The sequence below is a fragment of the Haloarcula sp. CBA1127 genome, assembly GCF_001485575.1.
Lineage (GTDB): Archaea > Halobacteriota > Halobacteria > Halobacteriales > Haloarculaceae > Haloarcula.
Genome location: NZ_BCNB01000006.1, coordinates 1,496,004 through 1,513,785 on the forward strand (window position 1 = coordinate 1,496,004; position 17,782 = coordinate 1,513,785).

The 17,782-nt window shown below is 62.4% G+C and carries 20 protein-coding genes; 16 read left to right on the forward strand and 4 right to left on the reverse strand.

Annotated features, from left to right (window positions below; translation table 11 throughout):
• The first annotated feature begins 76 nt into the window (after nt 1-76).
• The 4 genes from AV059_RS12180 to AV059_RS12195 all read left to right on the forward strand — a co-directional run bounded on the left by AV059_RS12180 (nt 77) and on the right by AV059_RS12195 (nt 2,594).
• A complete protein-coding gene (locus AV059_RS12180) occupies nt 77-436 on the forward strand; it encodes a hypothetical protein (protein WP_058994739.1) in 360 nt (119 codons plus the stop codon).
• An 80-nt stretch (nt 437-516) separates the two neighbouring features.
• The gene (locus AV059_RS12185) at nt 517-1,278 is read left to right on the forward strand and encodes an aldo/keto reductase (RefSeq protein WP_058994741.1); all 762 of its coding nucleotides are present in this window, start codon (nt 517-519) and stop codon (nt 1,276-1,278) included.
• Nucleotides 1,279-1,446: 168 nt separating this feature from the next.
• Nucleotides 1,447-2,277, forward strand: a complete 831-nt coding sequence (hop, locus tag AV059_RS12190; RefSeq protein WP_058994743.1) for a halorhodopsin — start codon at nt 1,447-1,449, stop codon at nt 2,275-2,277.
• 134 nt (nt 2,278-2,411) lie between these two features.
• Nucleotides 2,412-2,594, forward strand: coding sequence for a hypothetical protein (locus AV059_RS12195; protein ID WP_058994745.1), 183 nt, complete (start codon nt 2,412-2,414; stop codon nt 2,592-2,594).
• Nucleotides 2,595-2,873: 279 nt separating this feature from the next.
• On the opposite strand, the gene aspS is transcribed toward AV059_RS12195, so the two are convergent.
• The gene (aspS, locus tag AV059_RS12200; protein WP_058994747.1) at nt 2,874-4,178 is read right to left on the reverse strand and encodes an aspartate--tRNA(Asn) ligase; all 1,305 of its coding nucleotides are present in this window, start codon (nt 4,176-4,178) and stop codon (nt 2,874-2,876) included.
• A gap of 190 nt (nt 4,179-4,368) precedes the next feature.
• Here aspS and AV059_RS12205 point away from each other — a divergent pair, with 190 nt between their 5' ends.
• The 6 genes from AV059_RS12205 to AV059_RS12230 all read left to right on the forward strand — a co-directional run bounded on the left by AV059_RS12205 (nt 4,369) and on the right by AV059_RS12230 (nt 10,023).
• On the forward strand, nt 4,369-5,268 hold the full coding sequence (locus tag AV059_RS12205; RefSeq protein WP_058994750.1) for an ABC transporter permease: 900 nt from the start codon (nt 4,369-4,371) through the stop codon (nt 5,266-5,268).
• Complete coding sequence (locus AV059_RS12210; RefSeq protein ID WP_058994752.1) at nt 5,265-6,014, forward strand: ABC transporter ATP-binding protein; 750 nt, start codon at nt 5,265-5,267, stop codon at nt 6,012-6,014. The genes AV059_RS12205 and AV059_RS12210 overlap by 4 nt, the downstream gene beginning before the upstream one ends.
• Nucleotides 6,011-6,583, forward strand: a complete 573-nt coding sequence (locus AV059_RS12215; protein ID WP_058994754.1) for a hypothetical protein — start codon at nt 6,011-6,013, stop codon at nt 6,581-6,583. Before AV059_RS12210 ends, AV059_RS12215 begins: the two co-directional genes overlap by 4 nt.
• A 149-nt stretch (nt 6,584-6,732) precedes the next feature.
• Complete coding sequence (locus AV059_RS12220; protein WP_058994756.1) at nt 6,733-7,224, forward strand: Lrp/AsnC family transcriptional regulator; 492 nt, start codon at nt 6,733-6,735, stop codon at nt 7,222-7,224.
• Nucleotides 7,225-7,351: 127 nt separating this feature from the next.
• Nucleotides 7,352-7,816, forward strand: coding sequence for an NAD-binding protein (locus tag AV059_RS12225; RefSeq protein ID WP_058997592.1), 465 nt, complete (start codon nt 7,352-7,354; stop codon nt 7,814-7,816).
• A 2-nt stretch (nt 7,817-7,818) separates the two neighbouring features.
• Nucleotides 7,819-10,023 (forward strand): APC family permease, encoded by a 2,205-nt coding sequence (locus AV059_RS12230; protein ID WP_058994758.1) that lies wholly within the window; start codon nt 7,819-7,821, stop codon nt 10,021-10,023.
• Here AV059_RS12230 and AV059_RS12235 read toward each other — a convergent pair whose 3' ends face one another.
• Nucleotides 10,024-10,737 carry a phosphoglycerol geranylgeranyltransferase gene (locus AV059_RS12235; protein WP_058994760.1) on the reverse strand — a complete coding sequence of 238 codons (714 nt, stop codon included), beginning with the start codon at nt 10,735-10,737 and terminating at the stop codon, nt 10,024-10,026.
• A 154-nt stretch (nt 10,738-10,891) separates the two neighbouring features.
• Here AV059_RS12235 and AV059_RS12240 point away from each other — a divergent pair, with 154 nt between their 5' ends.
• The 3 genes from AV059_RS12240 to AV059_RS12250 are packed head-to-tail and all read left to right on the forward strand — an operon-like array spanning nt 10,892 to nt 12,018.
• Entirely contained in the window at nt 10,892-11,368 is a 477-nt protein-coding gene (locus tag AV059_RS12240) for a hypothetical protein (protein ID WP_058994763.1), read from the forward strand.
• A 60-nt stretch (nt 11,369-11,428) separates the two neighbouring features.
• Entirely contained in the window at nt 11,429-11,830 is a 402-nt protein-coding gene (locus AV059_RS12245; RefSeq protein ID WP_058994765.1) for a Rieske 2Fe-2S domain-containing protein, read from the forward strand.
• Nucleotides 11,827-12,018, forward strand: coding sequence for a hypothetical protein (locus tag AV059_RS12250; RefSeq protein WP_058994768.1), 192 nt, complete (start codon nt 11,827-11,829; stop codon nt 12,016-12,018). The genes AV059_RS12245 and AV059_RS12250 overlap by 4 nt, the downstream gene beginning before the upstream one ends.
• Before the next feature lie 13 nt (nt 12,019-12,031).
• On the opposite strand, the gene AV059_RS12255 is transcribed toward AV059_RS12250, so the two are convergent.
• Nucleotides 12,032-14,515 carry a DNA topoisomerase I gene (locus AV059_RS12255; protein ID WP_058994769.1) on the reverse strand — a complete coding sequence of 828 codons (2,484 nt, stop codon included), beginning with the start codon at nt 14,513-14,515 and terminating at the stop codon, nt 12,032-12,034.
• A gap of 226 nt (nt 14,516-14,741) precedes the next feature.
• Between AV059_RS12255 and AV059_RS12260 the strand changes: the two genes are divergently transcribed.
• Nucleotides 14,742-15,287 carry a hypothetical protein gene (locus AV059_RS12260; RefSeq protein ID WP_058994771.1) on the forward strand — a complete coding sequence of 182 codons (546 nt, stop codon included), beginning with the start codon at nt 14,742-14,744 and terminating at the stop codon, nt 15,285-15,287.
• 170 nt (nt 15,288-15,457) lie between these two features.
• Nucleotides 15,458-15,754 (forward strand): hypothetical protein, encoded by a 297-nt coding sequence (locus tag AV059_RS12265; RefSeq protein ID WP_058997593.1) that lies wholly within the window; start codon nt 15,458-15,460, stop codon nt 15,752-15,754.
• 53 nt (nt 15,755-15,807) lie between these two features.
• On the opposite strand, the gene gatB is transcribed toward AV059_RS12265, so the two are convergent.
• A complete protein-coding gene (gene gatB, locus AV059_RS12270; RefSeq protein WP_058994773.1) occupies nt 15,808-17,325 on the reverse strand; it encodes an Asp-tRNA(Asn)/Glu-tRNA(Gln) amidotransferase subunit GatB in 1,518 nt (505 codons plus the stop codon).
• Nucleotides 17,326-17,468: 143 nt separating this feature from the next.
• Between gatB and AV059_RS12275 the strand changes: the two genes are divergently transcribed.
• The gene (locus tag AV059_RS12275; RefSeq protein ID WP_004957526.1) at nt 17,469-17,771 is read left to right on the forward strand and encodes a hypothetical protein; all 303 of its coding nucleotides are present in this window, start codon (nt 17,469-17,471) and stop codon (nt 17,769-17,771) included.
• The last annotated feature ends 11 nt before the right edge of the window (nt 17,772-17,782 follow it).

The window sequence follows — 17,782 nt, forward strand, 5'->3', positions numbered from 1 at the left end:
TTGGAGGTTGTTAATTTAATGCGCATAAATGAGTAACCAAAGGAATGGAGGGTCTCAGAGTGACCAGTGGTGTGGGATGACGCCGTCGGACAGAACGCTGTCTACGGCGGACGTAGACGACGTGTTCGAGGTTTTGGCTGATTGGCGGCGCCGTGCCGTCTGTCACTACTTCGCGAGCGGTGACCAGGCGGCCGCTGACGTTGCGGCGCTAGCCTCGGCAATATCGGAGCACGGGGAGACGGGCACGGTCGATACAACAGATACGTCACCCTCGACGATCCGAACACAGCTCGAAGAGGAGCACCTGCCAGTGCTCCATCGGATCGGGCTCATCGACTACGACGAGCGAAGCAGCGCAGTGAAGTACTGGGGGTCCCCCACCGTCGAAAAGTGGGCTGACCACGCGGAAGCTGTCACGCAGCGGACCGACTTCTAATCGGCCGGCGGGCCGCATCTGGGGGGATGCGGGCCGACGAAGCCGCTACTCCTTTTTGATGGTGGGCCGAACGCCGGAGCATGAATCTCCCACCGGTCGGACTCGGCACGATGGGTATCGAGGACGAGTCCGTCGTTCGGACGGCTGTCGACTGTGGCTACCGCCACCTCGACACCGCGCAAATCTACGACAACGAGAGTACTGTGGGCGCGGGTATCGCCACTGCCGAAACCGACCGGGCTGACCTGACTGTCGCGACAAAACTCTGGATCGACGCCCTCGGGGCGACCGCTGTCCGTCCAAGCACGGAAGCCAGCCTCGACCGACTCGGTCTCGACACCGTCGACCTCCTATACGTCCACCGCCCACGTGGCGACTACGACCCCGAAACGACGCTGCCCGCCGTCGAGGCCGTGCGCGAGGCAGGACTGACAGAGCACGTTGGGCTCTCGAACTTCGACCCCGACCAGTTGGCTGTCGCGCGCGACCACCTTGACACGATTGCTGCACATCAGGTCGAGTTCCATCCGCTGTTCTGGCGCGAAGCATTGCTCACTGACGCCCAGAAACACGGCTACCCGCTGGTCGCGTACGCACCGCTGGCCGGCGGTCGCGTGTTCGAGGAACCGACCATTGTCGACATCGCTGCCCAGCACGAGACGACCCCGGCCGCCGTCAGCATCGCCTGGGTGACCAGCTACGAGAACGTCGTCACGATTCCAAAGGCGTCCTCACGGTCCCACCTCGAAGCCAACCTCGCCGCTGCCGACCTGGAACTGACCGACGCCGAAATTGCGCGCATCGAAGCCATCGAGCGTGAAGAAGAGCTGTTCCCGGAGTGAGTCGCCCGCCGCTGACGCGAATGGATAGGCATAGCATGGGACGGTTTAACACAGTAATTCCACCTCGTGTCCGGGACTGGTCTTGTCCTTCCGAAACCCGAATCTAACAGCGGATACCGATACCGTTTGGGTACGCGTCTTTAAGTGTTCTCTTCGTAGTTAGTATACATGACAGCTGCCAGTACCACTGCAACGACAGTGCTTCAGGCGACACAGTCAGACGTGTTACAGGAGCTACAGTCGAATTTCCTCCTGAACTCATCGATCTGGGTGAACATCGCGCTGGCGGGCGTCGTCATCCTCCTGTTCGTCGCGATGGGTCGTGACATCGAATCGCCCCGCGCGAAACTCATCTGGGTCGCGACGATGCTGGTGCCGCTGGTCTCGATTTCCAGCTACGCTGGCCTCGCTTCCGGGCTGACAGTCGGCTTTCTGCAGATGCCACCGGGCCACGCCCTCGCCGGGCAGGAGGTCCTGTCACCGTGGGGCCGCTACCTGACGTGGACGTTCTCGACACCGATGATTCTCCTGGCGCTGGGCCTGCTGGCTGACACCGACATTGCGTCGCTGTTCACCGCAATCACGATGGACATCGGGATGTGTGTGACCGGCCTCGCCGCCGCGCTCATCACCTCCTCGCACCTCCTCCGCTGGGTGTTTTACGGCATCAGCTGTGCGTTCTTCGTCGCGGTCCTGTACGTCCTGCTCGTCCAGTGGCCGGCCGACGCAGAGGCCGCCGGAACGAGCGAGATATTCGGGACGCTCAAGATTCTCACCGTGGTGCTGTGGCTGGGCTACCCGATTCTGTGGGCGCTGGGCTCCGAGGGCGTTGCCCTCCTGAGCGTCGGCGTCACCTCGTGGGGTTACTCCGGTCTGGACATCCTCGCAAAGTACGTATTCGCGTTCCTGCTCCTGCGCTGGGTCGCCGCCAACGAGGGCACCGTCTCAGGGTCTGGGATGGGCATCGGCTCCGGCGGCGCTGCGCCCGCAGATGACTGAGTAGCGCATCGAGACGTGGGAAGTATCCTCCTGCTCGCGTATCCTTGGCCGTGTATTCTGGCCGCTCTCTATCCCTGCCCGCACAGCAGCAGATGCAGAAAAAATAAGTTATGTTGCCCAAGTGACTAGTCTGTATGCCCTCCCCATTCGAAAACCCGGCCATTCGCTACGGTATCCCACTGCTCAGCGCTACGGTTGTCGCGGCTGTCGCGTTCCTCTTTCTTGAGGGAACGATACGGTATGTTGCACTCGGTATCGCTGTCCTCGAAGTTGTGGTCGCCCCACAGATTCTGAAGCAGGCAGCGGCAAACGCCTAGTCTGGGACAGGTCGGCCCTCCGTCGTCGTGTCAGTCCGGTGTGCAGCCCTGTGGCTGTCCACCTCTGACACTCTACGCTTGGCAAAATTGAATCACTGCGAGACAGGGCGAGGTTCTTCCCCGGGGTCAGACCCTCGCTTTCTACGGAGAGAGTCGCTGACGATCTCGCGGGAACACTGTCACTTCGCTTCGCTCGTGACAAGCTCCCGCTCGGCAGTCGCGTCGTCGCCTATGGCGACAGACGCTGCCGGTCTCGAACCGCTGCGAGACAGTGCGACTCTACGGAGAGAGTCGCTGTCTGTCTCGCGGGAACAGCACCGCTTCCCGGATGTTCTCCAGCCCGAGCATCGTCATGATGAGGCGCTCGCCGCCGAGGCCCCAGCCGGCGTGTGGCGGCATACCGTACTTGAACATCTTGGTGTAGTACTCGAAGGCTTCCGGGTCCAGGCCCTGCTGTTCGAACCCTTCGACGAGGTGGTCAAAGCGGTGCTCACGCTGGCCACCAGAGACCAGTTCCATCGACGGGTGCATCATGTCGAAGCCGGTCGAGACCTCTTCGTCGTCGTCGTGGTCCTTGATGTAGAACGGCTTGATCTCGCTGGGCCAGTCCGTGATGAAGTAGTGCTCGCCGACTTCCTGCCCGAGGACGTGCTCGGCCTCCGTCGAGAGGTCGTCGCCCCACACCAGCGGCTCGTCGAGTTCGCCGGTGGCGTTGATTTTGTCGAGCGCTTCCTCGTAGGTGAGTCGCGGGAAGTCGCCCTCAGGAGCCGCGAACTCGTCTTCAAGACCGAGCGCTTCGAGCTGGTCCTGACAGTTCTCGGCGACGCCCTCGTAGGCGGACTGGACGACGTGTTCGCAGGCGTCCATCGCCTCGGTGTGGTCGTAGAACGCCGACTCGAAGTCAATGGAGGTCGCCTCGTTGAGGTGCCGCGGCGTGTTGTGCTCTTCGGCGCGGAAGATCGGGCCGATTTCGAAGACGCGTTCGAGGCCGGAGCCGACCATCAGCTGCTTGAACAGCTGCGGGCTCTGGTTCATGAACGCTTCTTGGCCGAAGTACGTGATCGGGAACAGCTCGGTGCCGCCTTCGGTCCCCGTGGCGACGATCTTCGGCGTGTTGATCTCCGTGCAGTTGATATCGCGGAACGCCTCGCGGACCGACCGGAGGACCTCCGCGCGGATCTCGAAGATGGCCTTCACCTCGTCCTTGCGGAGGTCGAGCGTCCGGTTGTCGAGACGGGTCGGCAGTTCGGCGTCGACCTTGCCCGACGGGTCAAGCGGCAGTTCGGGATCGGCCTCCGAAATCACGTCGACAGACTCCGGCGTGACTTCGACACCGGTCGGCGCGCGCGGCTCCTCTTCGACGTCGCCGGTCACCGAGATGACCGACTCGCGCTGGACGTTCAGCCCCGTTTCCACGAGGTCGTCGTCCATCTCGTCTTTCTCGAACTTGACCTGTATCTTTCCGGTGGTGTCTCGAAGGATAAGGAAGGCAATACCACCGAGGTCTCGGATCTCGTGGACCCAGCCGGCGACGGTGACCGTGTCACCCGGCGCTGCGTCCGCCGTGTAGGTTCGGTTTTCCATGGCTGTTCGTTCTTGTGGCCGTAACTTAAGAACAGTCTTTCGAGGCGAGGGAAGGTCGCTCGCAGACCACGGTTGGTTTTAAAAAGGACATAGTACCGCTCAGGTCCGACCGAAGCGATAGCCCGTTTTCGCTTAAACATAGCAACAGTTTACAGTGTGTTTTATATAATACACTTTCAAACCCGACCGTATGGCCCTCCCCCGATGGTTCCCCGTTGCACGGAAAGAGGCAACCACGTTACTCAAATCGAAAGGCACCTGGATACTTGCACCCCTGCTCGTCGTCTGGGGGTATGGACCAACCTACATCAGTTGGGATACCCTTGGCCCGGACGTTACGGTCGGGTTCGTGCAGGTAGCCGGGTCGTTCCTCCTCCCACTCTGTGTGCTGTTACTGACCTATCGGTCGATTATCCAGGAGCGCACGTCGGGCAGTCTGAAATTCCTGCTGGGGCTGCCACTCACGCGGACTGACATTCTCATCGGCAAAGTCTTCGGTCGGAGCGTCGGCGCTGTGGTACCATTTGCCGTTTCAACAGTTGTTCTCGGCGTGATTGGCGGTTTCAAGTTCGGGCTGTTCTCCCCGCTGCGTTTCATCGGCGTGTTTCTGGTGACGGTACTGTACATCGCTGTGCTCGTGTCGATCGCAACAGCAGCATCGGCAGTGACGACTAGCACAGTCCGTGTGACCGCCGTACTCTTCGGCGGTTTCTTTCTGTTTTTGACACTTGGGTGGAAAATCGTTGGTGTCCGTCTCTACTCAGCTGTGACCGGGAACGCAGTGAATCCGCTCAACCCGCCAGCTGACAGTCTCTTGTTCGCTATCCTTCGGATTTCGCCGGGTCGAGCGTACCGAACTGTGACGAACTGGATACTCGGACTGGCGAACTCCGGTGACCAGTACACGTCAGTCGCCACGGTACTGTATCCCGGGCACTCGGTCAACGCGTACGTCGTTGACGCAGCCTTCAGTGGACAGCCAGTCCCGGTCTACCTTCACGAACCACTCGCTCTCGTCGTATTACTTCTCTGGGGAGTCGTCCCGCTAGCACTGGCCAGCTATCGATTCAACCGAGGTGACCTCGCATGACGCCACCGGCAATCGAGACTGATGGCCTTTCGAAACAGTACGGCGACGTTGTTGCGCTCGATGAACTGAACATGACTGTTGCACAGGGCGAGGTGTACGGCTTCCTCGGCCCGAACGGCGCCGGCAAGTCGACCACGATCAACCTGCTGATGGACTACATCAAACCAACGTCGGGGACAGCGCGCGTTCTCGGCCACGACCCGTGGAACGATGTCGTTGCCTGTCATCAGCGCGTTGGTATCTGCCCCGACCGTTTCGAGACCTACGAGTCGCTGTCCGCGCGGCGGCATCTCGAACTGGTGATCGATACGAAGCGTGCGGACGACGCCCCGCGGGCGCTGCTTGAGCGCGTCGGACTGGCCGACGCCATCGAAAGGCCCGCCGGCGAGTTCTCACAGGGGATGGAACAGCGGTTGGCACTCGCGATGAGTCTCGTCGGGGAGCCGGACCTCCTGATTCTCGACGAGCCGTTCACCGGGCTTGACCCCCACGGTGTCGCGCTGGTACGAGATGTTGTGGAAGCGGAGTCCGAACGCGGTGCGACGGTGTTCTTCTCCAGTCACGTTCTTGGGCAAGTCGATCTAGTCTGTGACCGCGTCGGGATTCTCTATGAGGGGGATCTCATTGCCGAAGGGACCCTGCCGGCGCTCCGAGACACCTGTGACCTTTCGTCTGACGCGACAGTCGAGGATATCTTCATGAGACTGACTGACGGCTCCGCACACGCTGGGGAGGTGGACGCGTGAATCGCCGCCAATATCTGGCCGTGTCGACGGCAGCACTGTCCGGGCTCGCCGGCTGTTTGGGTGAGCCCGAGTACACGATCTCCAGCGTGGAAACCGGAGATGATTCGCACCCGCTCGCGCTCGACGTGACAGCAGTCGACCGAAACATAGCGATCGAAAGCCCCGGCCGACTGGACATAACGCTTCGGAATACTGGGACACAGGACGTTATCATCAAGAACACCGGCGTCTGGCCACTCGGGGTGTTAGGACTGGATTCTGGGGGAGAGTCGGTGTCTGCTGACATTCTACTGCTGGCTGACGAGTATGCGGAGGCAGATACCGTCGAGGTACGGCCAAACGGGGCGAGTAAAGATAATGCCCCACTCACCGGAACACTGGCAGCTGCTGAATCTATTCAGCGGCAGTATGAACTCGACGGGCGGCGGGTATCATCTGCTGGCGCGTACACGCTACAGGGCTACTTTGACGAAGTTCCGCTCTCCTACCGCACCGGCGAGAACGCAGACTGGGTCGCATATCACCCGTCGGTAACCGTGACACTCACCGAACAGTCGGCGCTTCCCTGAGACACAGCAGCGTCTGTGCCTCGAATTCGCACAGCGGGTCCCTGTGTTGCTGGCGAGCCACAGCTGCGTGTCGAGAACAGTCGGGCGATACCACAGCCTCCGGTACAATATCCTGAACCTTTGTACTGGTAGCCGTCAAAACAGCCGACATGGCCGACGCGGAGTACCCTATCGACGACCTGGACCGGAACATCATATACGCGCTCCAGCAGGATGCGAGACACACGTCAGCGAGTGAGATCGCCGAGTCGCTCGACGTCTCCGCACGAACTGTTCGGAATCGCATCACAAAGCTCGAAGAGGCCGGTGTTATCGCCGGCTACAATGTCGATGTCGATTACGAGGCCGCGGGGTATCAGCTCCATACGCTCATCGTCTGTACGGCACCGATCCACGAGCGCGAGGAGGTCGCACAGCGGGCACTCGACGTGTCCGGCGTCGTCGCCATCCGGGAGGTCATGACCGGGGCCGACAACGTCCACGTCGAGGTCGTTGGAACTGATGGAAACGACCTGAGCCGCATTGGCAGGGACCTCAACGATATCGGACTGGAGGTCGTCGACGAAGACCTCATTCGGAACGAGTACACCCGGCCGTTCCACCAGTTCGGGCACGACGATGCTGATGCAGACACTAACTAATATAATCTTCCGAATATTGATTATATAATCATAATAGTCCGGAATCAGAACTATTTGCTAGATATTTATCGGCTTCCGGAACTAAGGAGTGCGTACCGGCCGGGTCGCTCCGGCCGCTACGAACCCAATGATATCTCTTACCGCACTCCGCGAGCGAGTGGATGACGACATCGACCCCCCGTCGGTACTGGTCATCAGCGACCGGCACGTCGGGTCTGAGGTAGTAACGACGTTAGACCAAAGCACCGATGCCTGTCTCGTCACCGACCACGACGGCGTTGCCGGGCAAACGCCCGACGACACCCGCGTGGTAGTCGGTGACGGGCGGGAGCGTGCTGTTCTTCAGGACGCCGGGGCCGAAACGGCCGATGCCGCCCTGATCTCGATGCAGACGGACCACGGGGCGTTCCTCGTGACACAACTGCTTCGGACGCAGTTCGATGTCGAAACTGTGGTCGTCGTGCTCAATGATCCACAGCATCGATCGGCGTTCGAGTCGGCTGGCTCGACGGTGATCTGTGGCTCGCAGGTCTTGGCGACCGAACTGGAACGCGCTGTTGCAACGACACTTCAGACGCCCGAAACCGCGTAACAATGGCCAAGGATCTGGAACGCGACCTCGGACTGCTGTCAGTGGTAGCGATATCTATCGGCGCGATGGTCGGCAGTGGCATCTTTATCCTGCCGGCGCTGGCGGTGAAAGACGCCGGAGCCGGCATCATCGCCGCCTACCTGCTCGCAGGCGTGCTTGTGCTTCCCGCCGCACTCAGCAAGGCCGAAATGGCGACAGCCATGCCGGAGGCCGGCGGCACATACGTCTACATCGAGCGGTCGATGGGGCCGCTGCTGGGCACAGTTTCGGGACTTGGAACGTGGTTTTCCCTCTCGTTCAAGGGTGCGCTCGCGCTCGTCGGCGGTGTGCCGTACCTCGTCCTTCTCTTCGACCTGCCGATCCGTCCGGTTGCGATCACGCTCGCCGTCGTTCTCGTCTTCGTCAACATCCTCGGCGCGGAACAGACCGGCCGACTCCAGATCGGCATCGTCGCAGTCATGCTCGTGGCGATCGGCTGGTTCGTCGCCGGCGGCGGGCCGGCAGTCAACACCGCGACGTACGGCGGGATGTGGGAGTACGGCGTCGAAGGCATCTTCGCCGCGACCGGCCTCGTGTTTGTCTCCTTCGCTGGCGTGACGAAAATCGCCTCTATCGCTGAGGAGGTCGAGGACCCGGACCGCGTCATCCCGCTCGGGATGCTGGGCTCGCTCGCCTTCACCACGCTGCTGTACGTACTCGTCGTCGCCGTCGTCGTCGGCGTCATTCCGCTCGACCAGCTCGCCGGCAGCACGACGCCCATCGCTGATGCAGCCGAGGCAACGCTCGGTACCGCTGGCGTCGCGGCCGTCGTTCTGGCGGCGATTCTGGCGCTGGTCAGCACGGCCAACGCCGGTATCCTCTCCTCGTCGCGCTACCCGTTCGCCATGAGCCGTGACGGGCTCGCGCCCGACCTGTTCAGTACGGTCAGCGACCGCTTCGGCACGCCGGTGACTGCCATCACGCTGACCGGCGGCGTCATGTTGCTCCTCATCCTCTTCGTTCCGATTCTGGAAATCGCAAAGCTCGCGAGCGCGTTCAAGATCCTTGTGTTCGCGCTCATCAACGTCGCGCTCATTGGCTTCCGTGAGAGCGACGCTCCCGACTACGACCCCTCCTTCGAGGTTCCGCTGTACCCGTGGACGCCGATATTCGGCACCCTAACTGGTTTCGCCCTGCTGACGCAGATGGGCCTTATTGCGATCGTCGGGGCCATCGGCATCGTCGTCGGCAGCGTCATCTGGTATCTGGGCTACGTCCGACCGCGAGTCACCAGAGAGGGCGCGATCAAGGAATCCGTCCGCCGGAGTATCGGCGACCGCGCGCTCAACCGGACCGAGGAAACGCTCGACGAGACGGCGGAAACCTCCGTCCTTGTCGCGCTCCCTGAAGGCGCTTCGCGGCAGAGCGAAGCGACACTGCTTGAAGTCGGGGCCGCGCTTTCGCCCACCGGCAGCAGCCTCTCTGTCGTCCAGTTCGACGAAGTGCCCGACCAGCAGCCCCTCGATTACGCCTCCGGCGTGCAGTCCCCAGACGACCTCGAATTCGAGTGTCGGACCGACGCGCTGGCGGCTGCCCTCGATACCCCTGTCGAGTACGGCGAACTCGTCAGCCACCATCCTGAGCGGGCCGTCGCCAACGCTGTCGAAGAGCGCGGCGTCGATGTGCTCTTAGTGGAACGTGGCGCGTCGTTCGAGGACTCGCTGCTGGGCGACAGTATCGACCGCATTCGGAAACAGACCGACTGCGATACCATCGCCGTCGACGCACAGCCGCTCGACGCGCTGGAAACGATCACGCTGGTCACGACCCATGGCCCGTACGACCCACTGAAAGTCCGCGTCGGGAACGCTGTCGCGACAGCGACCGGGGCCGACCTCCAGTTCCTCTACCCGCTCGACGAGCGCCAGTCGGCCGAGGAACGCCAGCAACTCGAAGCGTACCACGACGACCTGCTGGACCTCTGTGACATCCCGACAGATCGAAGCTTCGTCGACCGAGGCGACCTTCCAGCGGCGATAGACGCGGCTGACAATGATAGAACGCTCCTGATCCACGCAAGCAACGGTGGGCTTTCGGCCCGTACGTCAAACGGTATCGGGACCACGCAGTCAGCAATTCAGGACAGTGACCACGCGTCGATGGAAGTAGACACGAAACGCCACCCAGGCGGCGTCGTCGGTCGGCTGCTCGAACGGCTGGCGTTCTAGCTACCGGACTGTCGCCGTCGCGTCTTTCGCGCCTTTCACCGTCTCCCGCACTGCATCGACGCCTTCGTCGTGGACGAGGTCCCCGACGACGATGGTATCGGCGTGCTGTGCCATCGTGCGGGCGGACTCGTAGTCGTGGATGCCACCGCCATAGAACAGCGTCGCGTCGTCAAGGATGTCCGCAGCGGCGGCGACGATATCGGGGTCGCCGAGCATCCCCGAGTACTCCACGTAGACGATTTCCTGTCCCAGCAAGTGTTCTGCGGCTTCGGCGTAGGCGGCCACGTCGTCCGCGTCGAGGTCGCAGTTGGCCTGCGTGTAAGATGCCACCGACGCCTCCGGGTTCATGACGATGTAGGCCTCGGTGAAGGTCCGCGACCAGTCGATATCGTCGTCGATACGTATCCACTCCTTGTGCGCGCCGGTGATCCAGGTCACGTCGCCGGCGTTCATCACGACCGGCACAAGATAGCCGTCGTGACGGTCGCTGTGGACGACAGACGCGGGGTTGGACGGCTCGATATACACGGGGATGTCGTGTTTCCCGCAGGCGTCGACAACCCGCTTCATCTTCTCCTCTGTCATCCCGGTGGTCCCGCCGACTTCGATGGCGTCAGTCCCCGTCGCCGCGACGTCTTCGAACGTCTCTCCATCGACCAGCGTCTTGTCGGGGTCTATCTTCACGATGTGGTCCCAGTCCGCCCAGTCGCTCATACCTGCCAGACTTGCGCGTGGCCGTATAACCGCTTCGGATACACCGACCACAGTGGGTCACGCTGACAGCCTTGCCCGGACAGCCTGACTGATGTTGGCTCCGGATATATACGTCTCCGAAGATTTATGACGACTATGTTACAATAGTCAGACAATGACAGCGGACAAACGCCGGTACGTCGTCACTGCCATCCGGGGCGTGCTCGTTTTTACGGGTGCTGTCGTGACGGTGGCAGTGCTGTACTCGTTTTCGACGATGCCGACAGCGTCGGCATCCGATGACGGCTTCGTCCGCGGACTTTCGTATCTGTTCGGCAGCGTCTTCTTCATCCTCGCGCTGGGCGGTGCCGGACTCGGCATCGCCTTGCCATCGCTGTTGGGTGCTGAGGACGCGCTGGCGTTTGACCGCTGGCAACGCCGCTGTCTCCAGGCTTCCGGCGGCCTCTTCATCGGCGGGTTCGTCGTCGGACTGGTGGCAGGACTGCTCACTGCGTTGCAGTACGGCCTTCTCCTCTGGCTGGTCGCCATCGTCCTTGCCGTGCTCGTCGTCAGTTGCGTGCTGGTCTGGCGACTGTTCGAGGTGTTCGTCACTGCGCTGGTGCGTCTCATCGCCGCGGAGACCGGCGAGTAAACTCACAGCGATACCTTCCCACGGTAACGCTGATACTGGCGGCAACCTAACGCGCCAGTCGTGCAGCGATTAACGACAGTCGAGACGGTCCACGAGGACGGGTCGTGGCTGTTCACCGCCGAAGACCCCTACGGCGACCTCGAAGAAGTCGTTCTCGTTCCCTGCGAGGACGGCGTTGAGGCGTGGGTGAACCGATGTACGCACGAGGCACAGCGGTTCGACACCGGGCGGGGCGTCCCGATGCGCGGTGACCAGCTCATCTGCCCCCGACATGGGTCGCTGTTCGACGCCTGTGACGGCGGCTGCGACAACGGCGACGCCGCGGGGACGACGCTCCCCGGCATCGAAATTTCGGAAACCCATGGCGACGTGTTCCTCACGGACGACGACTATACGTTCGCCCACGAGGGTGGTATTGATGACGACGACGGCCCGAGTTCCACGTCTCACCTCCAGTTGTGACTACTGGCCACAGCATCGAGCGAGACCGACTGCGAGCGGGCGTCGTTGAGTGTCCGCTCTGTGAGCGCCAGATACCCGAGCCGCTAACGCACGCGGTCGTCTACGGTGCTGTCGACACAGTCACAGCCGACACCGCGGACGCCGTCGAGTGTCCGGTCTGTGACGGCGTGACGTTCGTCACCGACTGACCGGGCGGCCCCCTCAGGCTTCCAGTTCGTCCTGCCAGTCCCGGACCTGTGTGGCGCTGACGCCCTGCACCTCGGTCGCGACGATGTCGGGGTCGGCTTCCCGGAGCGCCGCCAGCGAGTCGACGCCGGCGTCGCCGAGCTTTTCGGCGGTCGCCGAGCCGATACCGTTCAGATCTTCTAAGTCCTCAACGGCGGTGCGGGCCTGATACTCCTCGTAGTTACATATGGGACAGCCAAGTTCCCAGGGGTCGTCGCTGTCGGCGTCGATGACCAGTTCCGGCAGGTCGTGTTCCTCGCAAAACGCCTCGGTCACCGAGATTTCGCCGTTGCGTGGCAGCGGCAGCGAGTAGTCACAGTCGGGGTAGCGCGTGCAGCCGACCAGCCGGGAGCCCGAGCGGAGGTGTTTGATTGCGAGGTCGCCGTCGTGTTCCGAGCCACACTCCGGGCATGGCCCGATAACCTCGTCCTCGCTCTCGTCGGCCTTCTCGGCCTCACAGCGGGGACAGCCGTGGACAAACGTGTCCCGGCCGGCGAGCATCTTGACGTGGTGCATATCGTGTTCTTCGCAGTGCTCTTCGAGCACTTGCGGCTCGCCCGTCGACGGGAGCGGGAGCGTGTTTCGACACTCGGGGAAGCCGTCACACCCGACGAAGTACGACCCCTGGCGCGAGCGCCGGACCAGCATGTCCTCGCCGCATTTCGGACAGGGGCCGAGCGTCTTGTCGGCTTTCAACGACTCTTGAAGATGCTCGCCGATCTCCTCGCGGGAGTCGCGCAGTTCATCGAACACCCGCTTGAGCATCTCGCGGGACTCGTCGGCCACGTCGTCGAGCGTTGCCTCGCCGTTGGCGATGGCGGTCATGTCAGCCTCTAGCTGGGCGGTCATCTCGTCGCTGACGACGTGGTCAGCGAACTCTTCGGCGGCTTCGACGACGGCCATCGCCAGCGTCGTCGGGCGGGGTGGGTCGCCCTCGATGTAGCCGCGGTCGTACAGTTTCTCGATGGAGTTGTGGCGGGTCGATTTCGTCCCAAGCCCTTTGTCCTCCATCGTCTGGATGAGCCGGGACTGGCCGTAGCGACGCGGCGGCTGGGTCTGCTTGGCCTCCATCCGCACCTCGGAGATGGCCAGTTTTTCGCCTTCCTCCACGTCAGGGACGTGGTTCTCGCTGGCGCTGGAGTAGGGGTACACCTCGTGGTAGCCCGGTTCGACCAGGCGCTTGCCGTTGGCTTTCAGCGAGCGGCCGCCGGCGTCGGCCACGACGCGGAGGTGTTCCCACGTGGCGGCCTCGGCGACTGTCGCGAAGAAGCGCCGGACGACCAGTTCGTAGATCTCCCACTCGTCGTCCGACAGGTCGGCCTTCGGCGGAATCTCGCCCGTCGGGTGAATGGGCGGGTGGTCGGTAGTCTCCTCGTCGCCCTCGGTGGCGGTGATGTCGTCCTGCTCCAGCAGGGCCTCGGCGTCCTCGCCGAAGTGTCCGGCTCCGACGAACTCATCGAGCAGGGCGTCCTCTTCGAGGTCGTCCGGGTAAACCGTGTTGTCCGTTCGCGGGTAGGTGATGTAACCGGTGGTGTACAGTTCTTCGGCGATGGACATCGCCTGCTGTGCGGAATAGCCCAGCGAACTCGCGGCGGAGATGAAGGCGGTGGTGTTGAATGGCGTCGGCGGGCTGTCGGTGCGGGTCCGGCGGCGGACGCTTGTCACGGTCGCCGCGTCGACGCTCGTCAAGTCAGCATAGGCGTCGTCGGCGTCGTCCTCGACCCAGACCCGCTCGGCCTCCTTCCCGTCGTCGTCGTAGAAGTACTGGGCCTCGAAGCCCGACCCGTTCTTCTGGAGGTCGGCGAAGATTTCCCAGTAGTCCTCGGGGTCGAAGGCCTGAATCTCACGCTCGCGGTCGACAATGAGTTTCAGCGTCGGCGATTGGACCCGGCCCACGGAGATGAAGTCGTCGCCGAGTTGCCGGGCCGACAGCGAGAGGAAGCGAGTGAGTGCTGCGCCCCACACCAGGTCGATAATCTGGCGGGCCTCGCCGGCGGCCGCCAGGTCGAAGTCGATGTCGTCGGGGTTGGCGAAGGCGTCCCGGACCTCCCGTTCGGTGATCGAGGAAAAGCGCACGCGGTCGACGGGCACGCCGGTCTCCTCGCGGATGAGCTCGTAGGCCTCCTTCCCGATGAGTTCCCCCTCGCGGTCGTAGTCAGTCGCGATGGTCGCCTCGTCAGCCTCGCGTGCCAGTTGCTTGAGCGTGGTGACGATGTTCTCCTGCGTCGGTTCCTTCGTCACGTCGGCGTCGATGAGTTCGACCGGCTCCACGTCGCGCCAGTCGTTGTACTCCTCGGGGAAGTCGACGCCGACGACGTGCCCGGAGAGGCCGACGACGCGGGTGTTCCCCCACCGATAGACGTTGACGCCGTTTTGCCTGCTCGCGGACGCGCTCCCCTCGGAGAGGATCTCCGCGATGCGGCGGGCAGCGTTGTCTTTCTCGGTGATAATCAGCCGCATCAGACACCACCTGTCTCTATCATTACTCGTCGCTACGGAGTCAGTTATTCTAAAGGCTTTCGGGAAAATCAGGCGACAGCGCGGGTGTGCGGGCGCTTGCGGGGCCGCTCGCGCTCGCGCGGAGGTAGCCCCATTACCACTTCGGCAGCGGTCCAACGCAGTTAGGCAGCCTTGGCCTCACTCATCACTTCGATGCACTCTTGCCACTGCCACCCCGACTGTCGGTATGGATCGCCGGACGACCAAACTCCTCCGCGGAACCGCCGCCGCACTCGTCTTTGCGACGGCGGCGTTTCACCTCTGGTGGGGACTCCCGCGAAGCATTATCTACGCGCAAGCGATAGAGGGACTGTTCGGCCGGGGGCTCCCGCCAGACCCCCGCCCGTTCCTGTTTGTCGCCTTCGCCGCGGTGTTGCTCGCCGGCCCGTATCTCATCACCCGTGGCGTCATCGGCCTGCGGAACGCCTATATCGCCGGAACGATCCTCATGGTCGCGTCCATCGCCGGCTGGGTGTTCTGGCACGCCACTGGGCACGGTGCCTTCCTCGTCGAGGGGTTCTCCGCACCGTCGTCCGGTAGCGGCGGACACCACGGCGGGAGTACCACGTTGTTGATACTAGACCATTTCAACACTGAACCGACCGAATCAGCTATCAAGACTCTCGAAGCGCTCGCCGCTGCGATCTTCGTCACGCTGCTGTGGAAGGACCCTGCGATAATCCCGAGCGAGCGGCGTGAGAGCGTCGAGTCGAACGCGTCGAGCGAATCGTAGGACGCAGTGCAGCGTAGCGGCTATCGGACCGGCCTCTCAGATCAACTGCACCTGTACGATTCAGGATCGATTCGGCAAGGAAACGGCGGTATCGTGACATTTATCATCAATAGTATGTCTCTTGTTACAGGATGGAAACTTCTATCCCGGACGTGATATGGGACCCAGGGATGGACCGGGTGTTCGAGGCGTTGTTTACCCGCCGTCGACGAATGATTCTGTTCATGTTGAAACAGAGTAGTCCACGGCCGATTGTGGACTTTCTGCCCAGAAGTGCCGGGGCCAGAAACACCGAAACCGAACTCCGCCACGACGACCTGCCGCGTCTGGCCAGTCTGGCATATATCGACTGGGACCGAGCGGCCGATGAAGTATCGCGAGGCCAGCGATTCGACGAAATCGAACCGATGCTCGACCTGCTCGAGAACCACGCTGATGAACTGCCAGCCGACTGGCCACAGCAGTGACTGCGACAATGCAGACTCACCACTGCGCCGCGCAGACCGAGTAGGACGCTGTCTTAGCTCTCCAACTCCTCGCGAAGCAGCCCGTTCACGTCGCCGGGGTCGGCGCTCCCGCCGGTCTTTTGCATGACCTGTCCGACGAGGAAGTTGATTGCGCCGCCCTCGCCGCTGTGGTAGTCTTCAACGGCGTCGGGATTCTCGTCGATAGCTTCCACGACAGCCTGTTGGACCTCGTCGCCGGAGGTCTTGCCCAGTCCCTCGCGATCAACGACGGTGTCGGGGTCGTCGCCCGTATCGAGCATCTCTCGGAGCACAGTCTCATGGGCGTTTTTGGCCGTAATTTCGTCCTCGGCGACGAGTGCCACGAGCTGGGTCACCTCATCGAAGCGGTCGTCAATGTCGGTGATGGCCATGTCGCGGTAGTTCAGTTCGCCAAGCAGGTTGTCGGCGACCCACGTCGCGGCCAGGTCGGCGTCGAAGCGCTCGGTCACGTCCTCGAAGAAGTCCGCGACCTGTTTCGTGCTCGTGAGCTTCGAGGCGGCTTCTTCGCTGAGCCCGTACTCCTCGACAAACCGCTCGCGGCGGGCGTCGGGGAGTTCCGGAATCGGCACCTCGTCCTTCCAGTGGCTGACCCGAAGCGGCGGCAGGTCGGCCTCCCGGAAGTAGCGGTAGTCCTTCTCCTCCTCCTTCGAGCGCATCGACACCGTGTTGCCGTGCGTTTCGTTGAAGTGACGGGTCTCCTGTTCGACGGCGCGCCCTGACTGGATGAGTTTTCGCTGGCGCGACGCTTCGAAGGAGAGCGCCTGCTCCGCGCCCTTGTGGCTTGAGATGTTCTTGACCTCGGTACGGTTGGCGTCTTCGAGGACAGACTTGTCGATGTCACCGTCCTCGCCAACTTCGCTGGCGTCGACCATTGAGAGGTTCGCGTCGATGCGGAGACTGCCGTCTCGGGTCGCGTCGAACACGCCCAGATACTCAAGCACCTCTTCGAGTTTTTCGAGGAACGACCGGACCTCGCCCGGCGCGCGGAAGTCCGGTTCCGTGACAATCTCCATCAGCGGCGTCCCGGCGCGGTTGTAGTCGATGAGCGTGTAGTCCGCGCGCTCGATGGAACAGGTCCGGGATTCGAGTGGACCTGACCCCTCACGGACGTGTTTGATCGAGCCGGGGTCCTCTTCGAGGTGTGCCCGGCGGATGTCGACGCTGCGGCGCTCGCTCTCGACGGAGAATTCGAGTTCCCCGTCCTGACAGATAGGCGAGTCGTACTGCGTTATCTGGAAGTTCTTCGGGAGGTCGGGGTAGTAGTAGTTCTTCCGGTGGAAGGTGGTTTCCTCCGGGATGTCGGCATCGATAGCCTTGCCGACTTTCACGGCGGCCTCGACTGCTCCCTCGTTGACCACCGGGAGCGCGCCGGGAAGGCCCAGACACACCGGACAGGTGTGGGTGTTGGGTTCGGCATCTGCCACGTCGGTCGAACAGCCACAGAAGATCTTCGTCTCCGTCTCAAGCTGGACGTGGACTTCCAGCCCGATGACGGCCGCGAGTTCGCGGGCTTCGGACGCTTGCGCAGTCATTGTCCGGGATTCGGTGGCGCGTGGCTAAAGGCTAACGACCCTGTACAGTGTCGGGGCGGACTCGGCCCACCGGAGCGGACGTATCACTCGGACTGCCAATGTCTGACGTAGGTATAAGTGTCCACAATGGCTGGGTTACGGATATGTGCGGCAACCGAGTCGAGGAACTCGAAACGCGCGTCAGAGAACTGGAAGCGTCGGTCGAAGGACTGACCGACGAACTCGTCGAATGCAAGGTCCGCATCCGGGAACTCGAAGCCAGCGTCGATGAGGACAACGGATTCAGCGCTGACGAGCCCGACTCGGAGGAATCGGCCGCCACTTCGACGGAGGCCGACACACCTAACACTGAGGATACCAACGAGATTGATAACAGGGAGGAAGCCGAGGCCGCGTCGGAGACCGAGACCGAAGAGGACTCGGAGTCCGACATCATCGTCGCGTAGGGCTGTCGGCC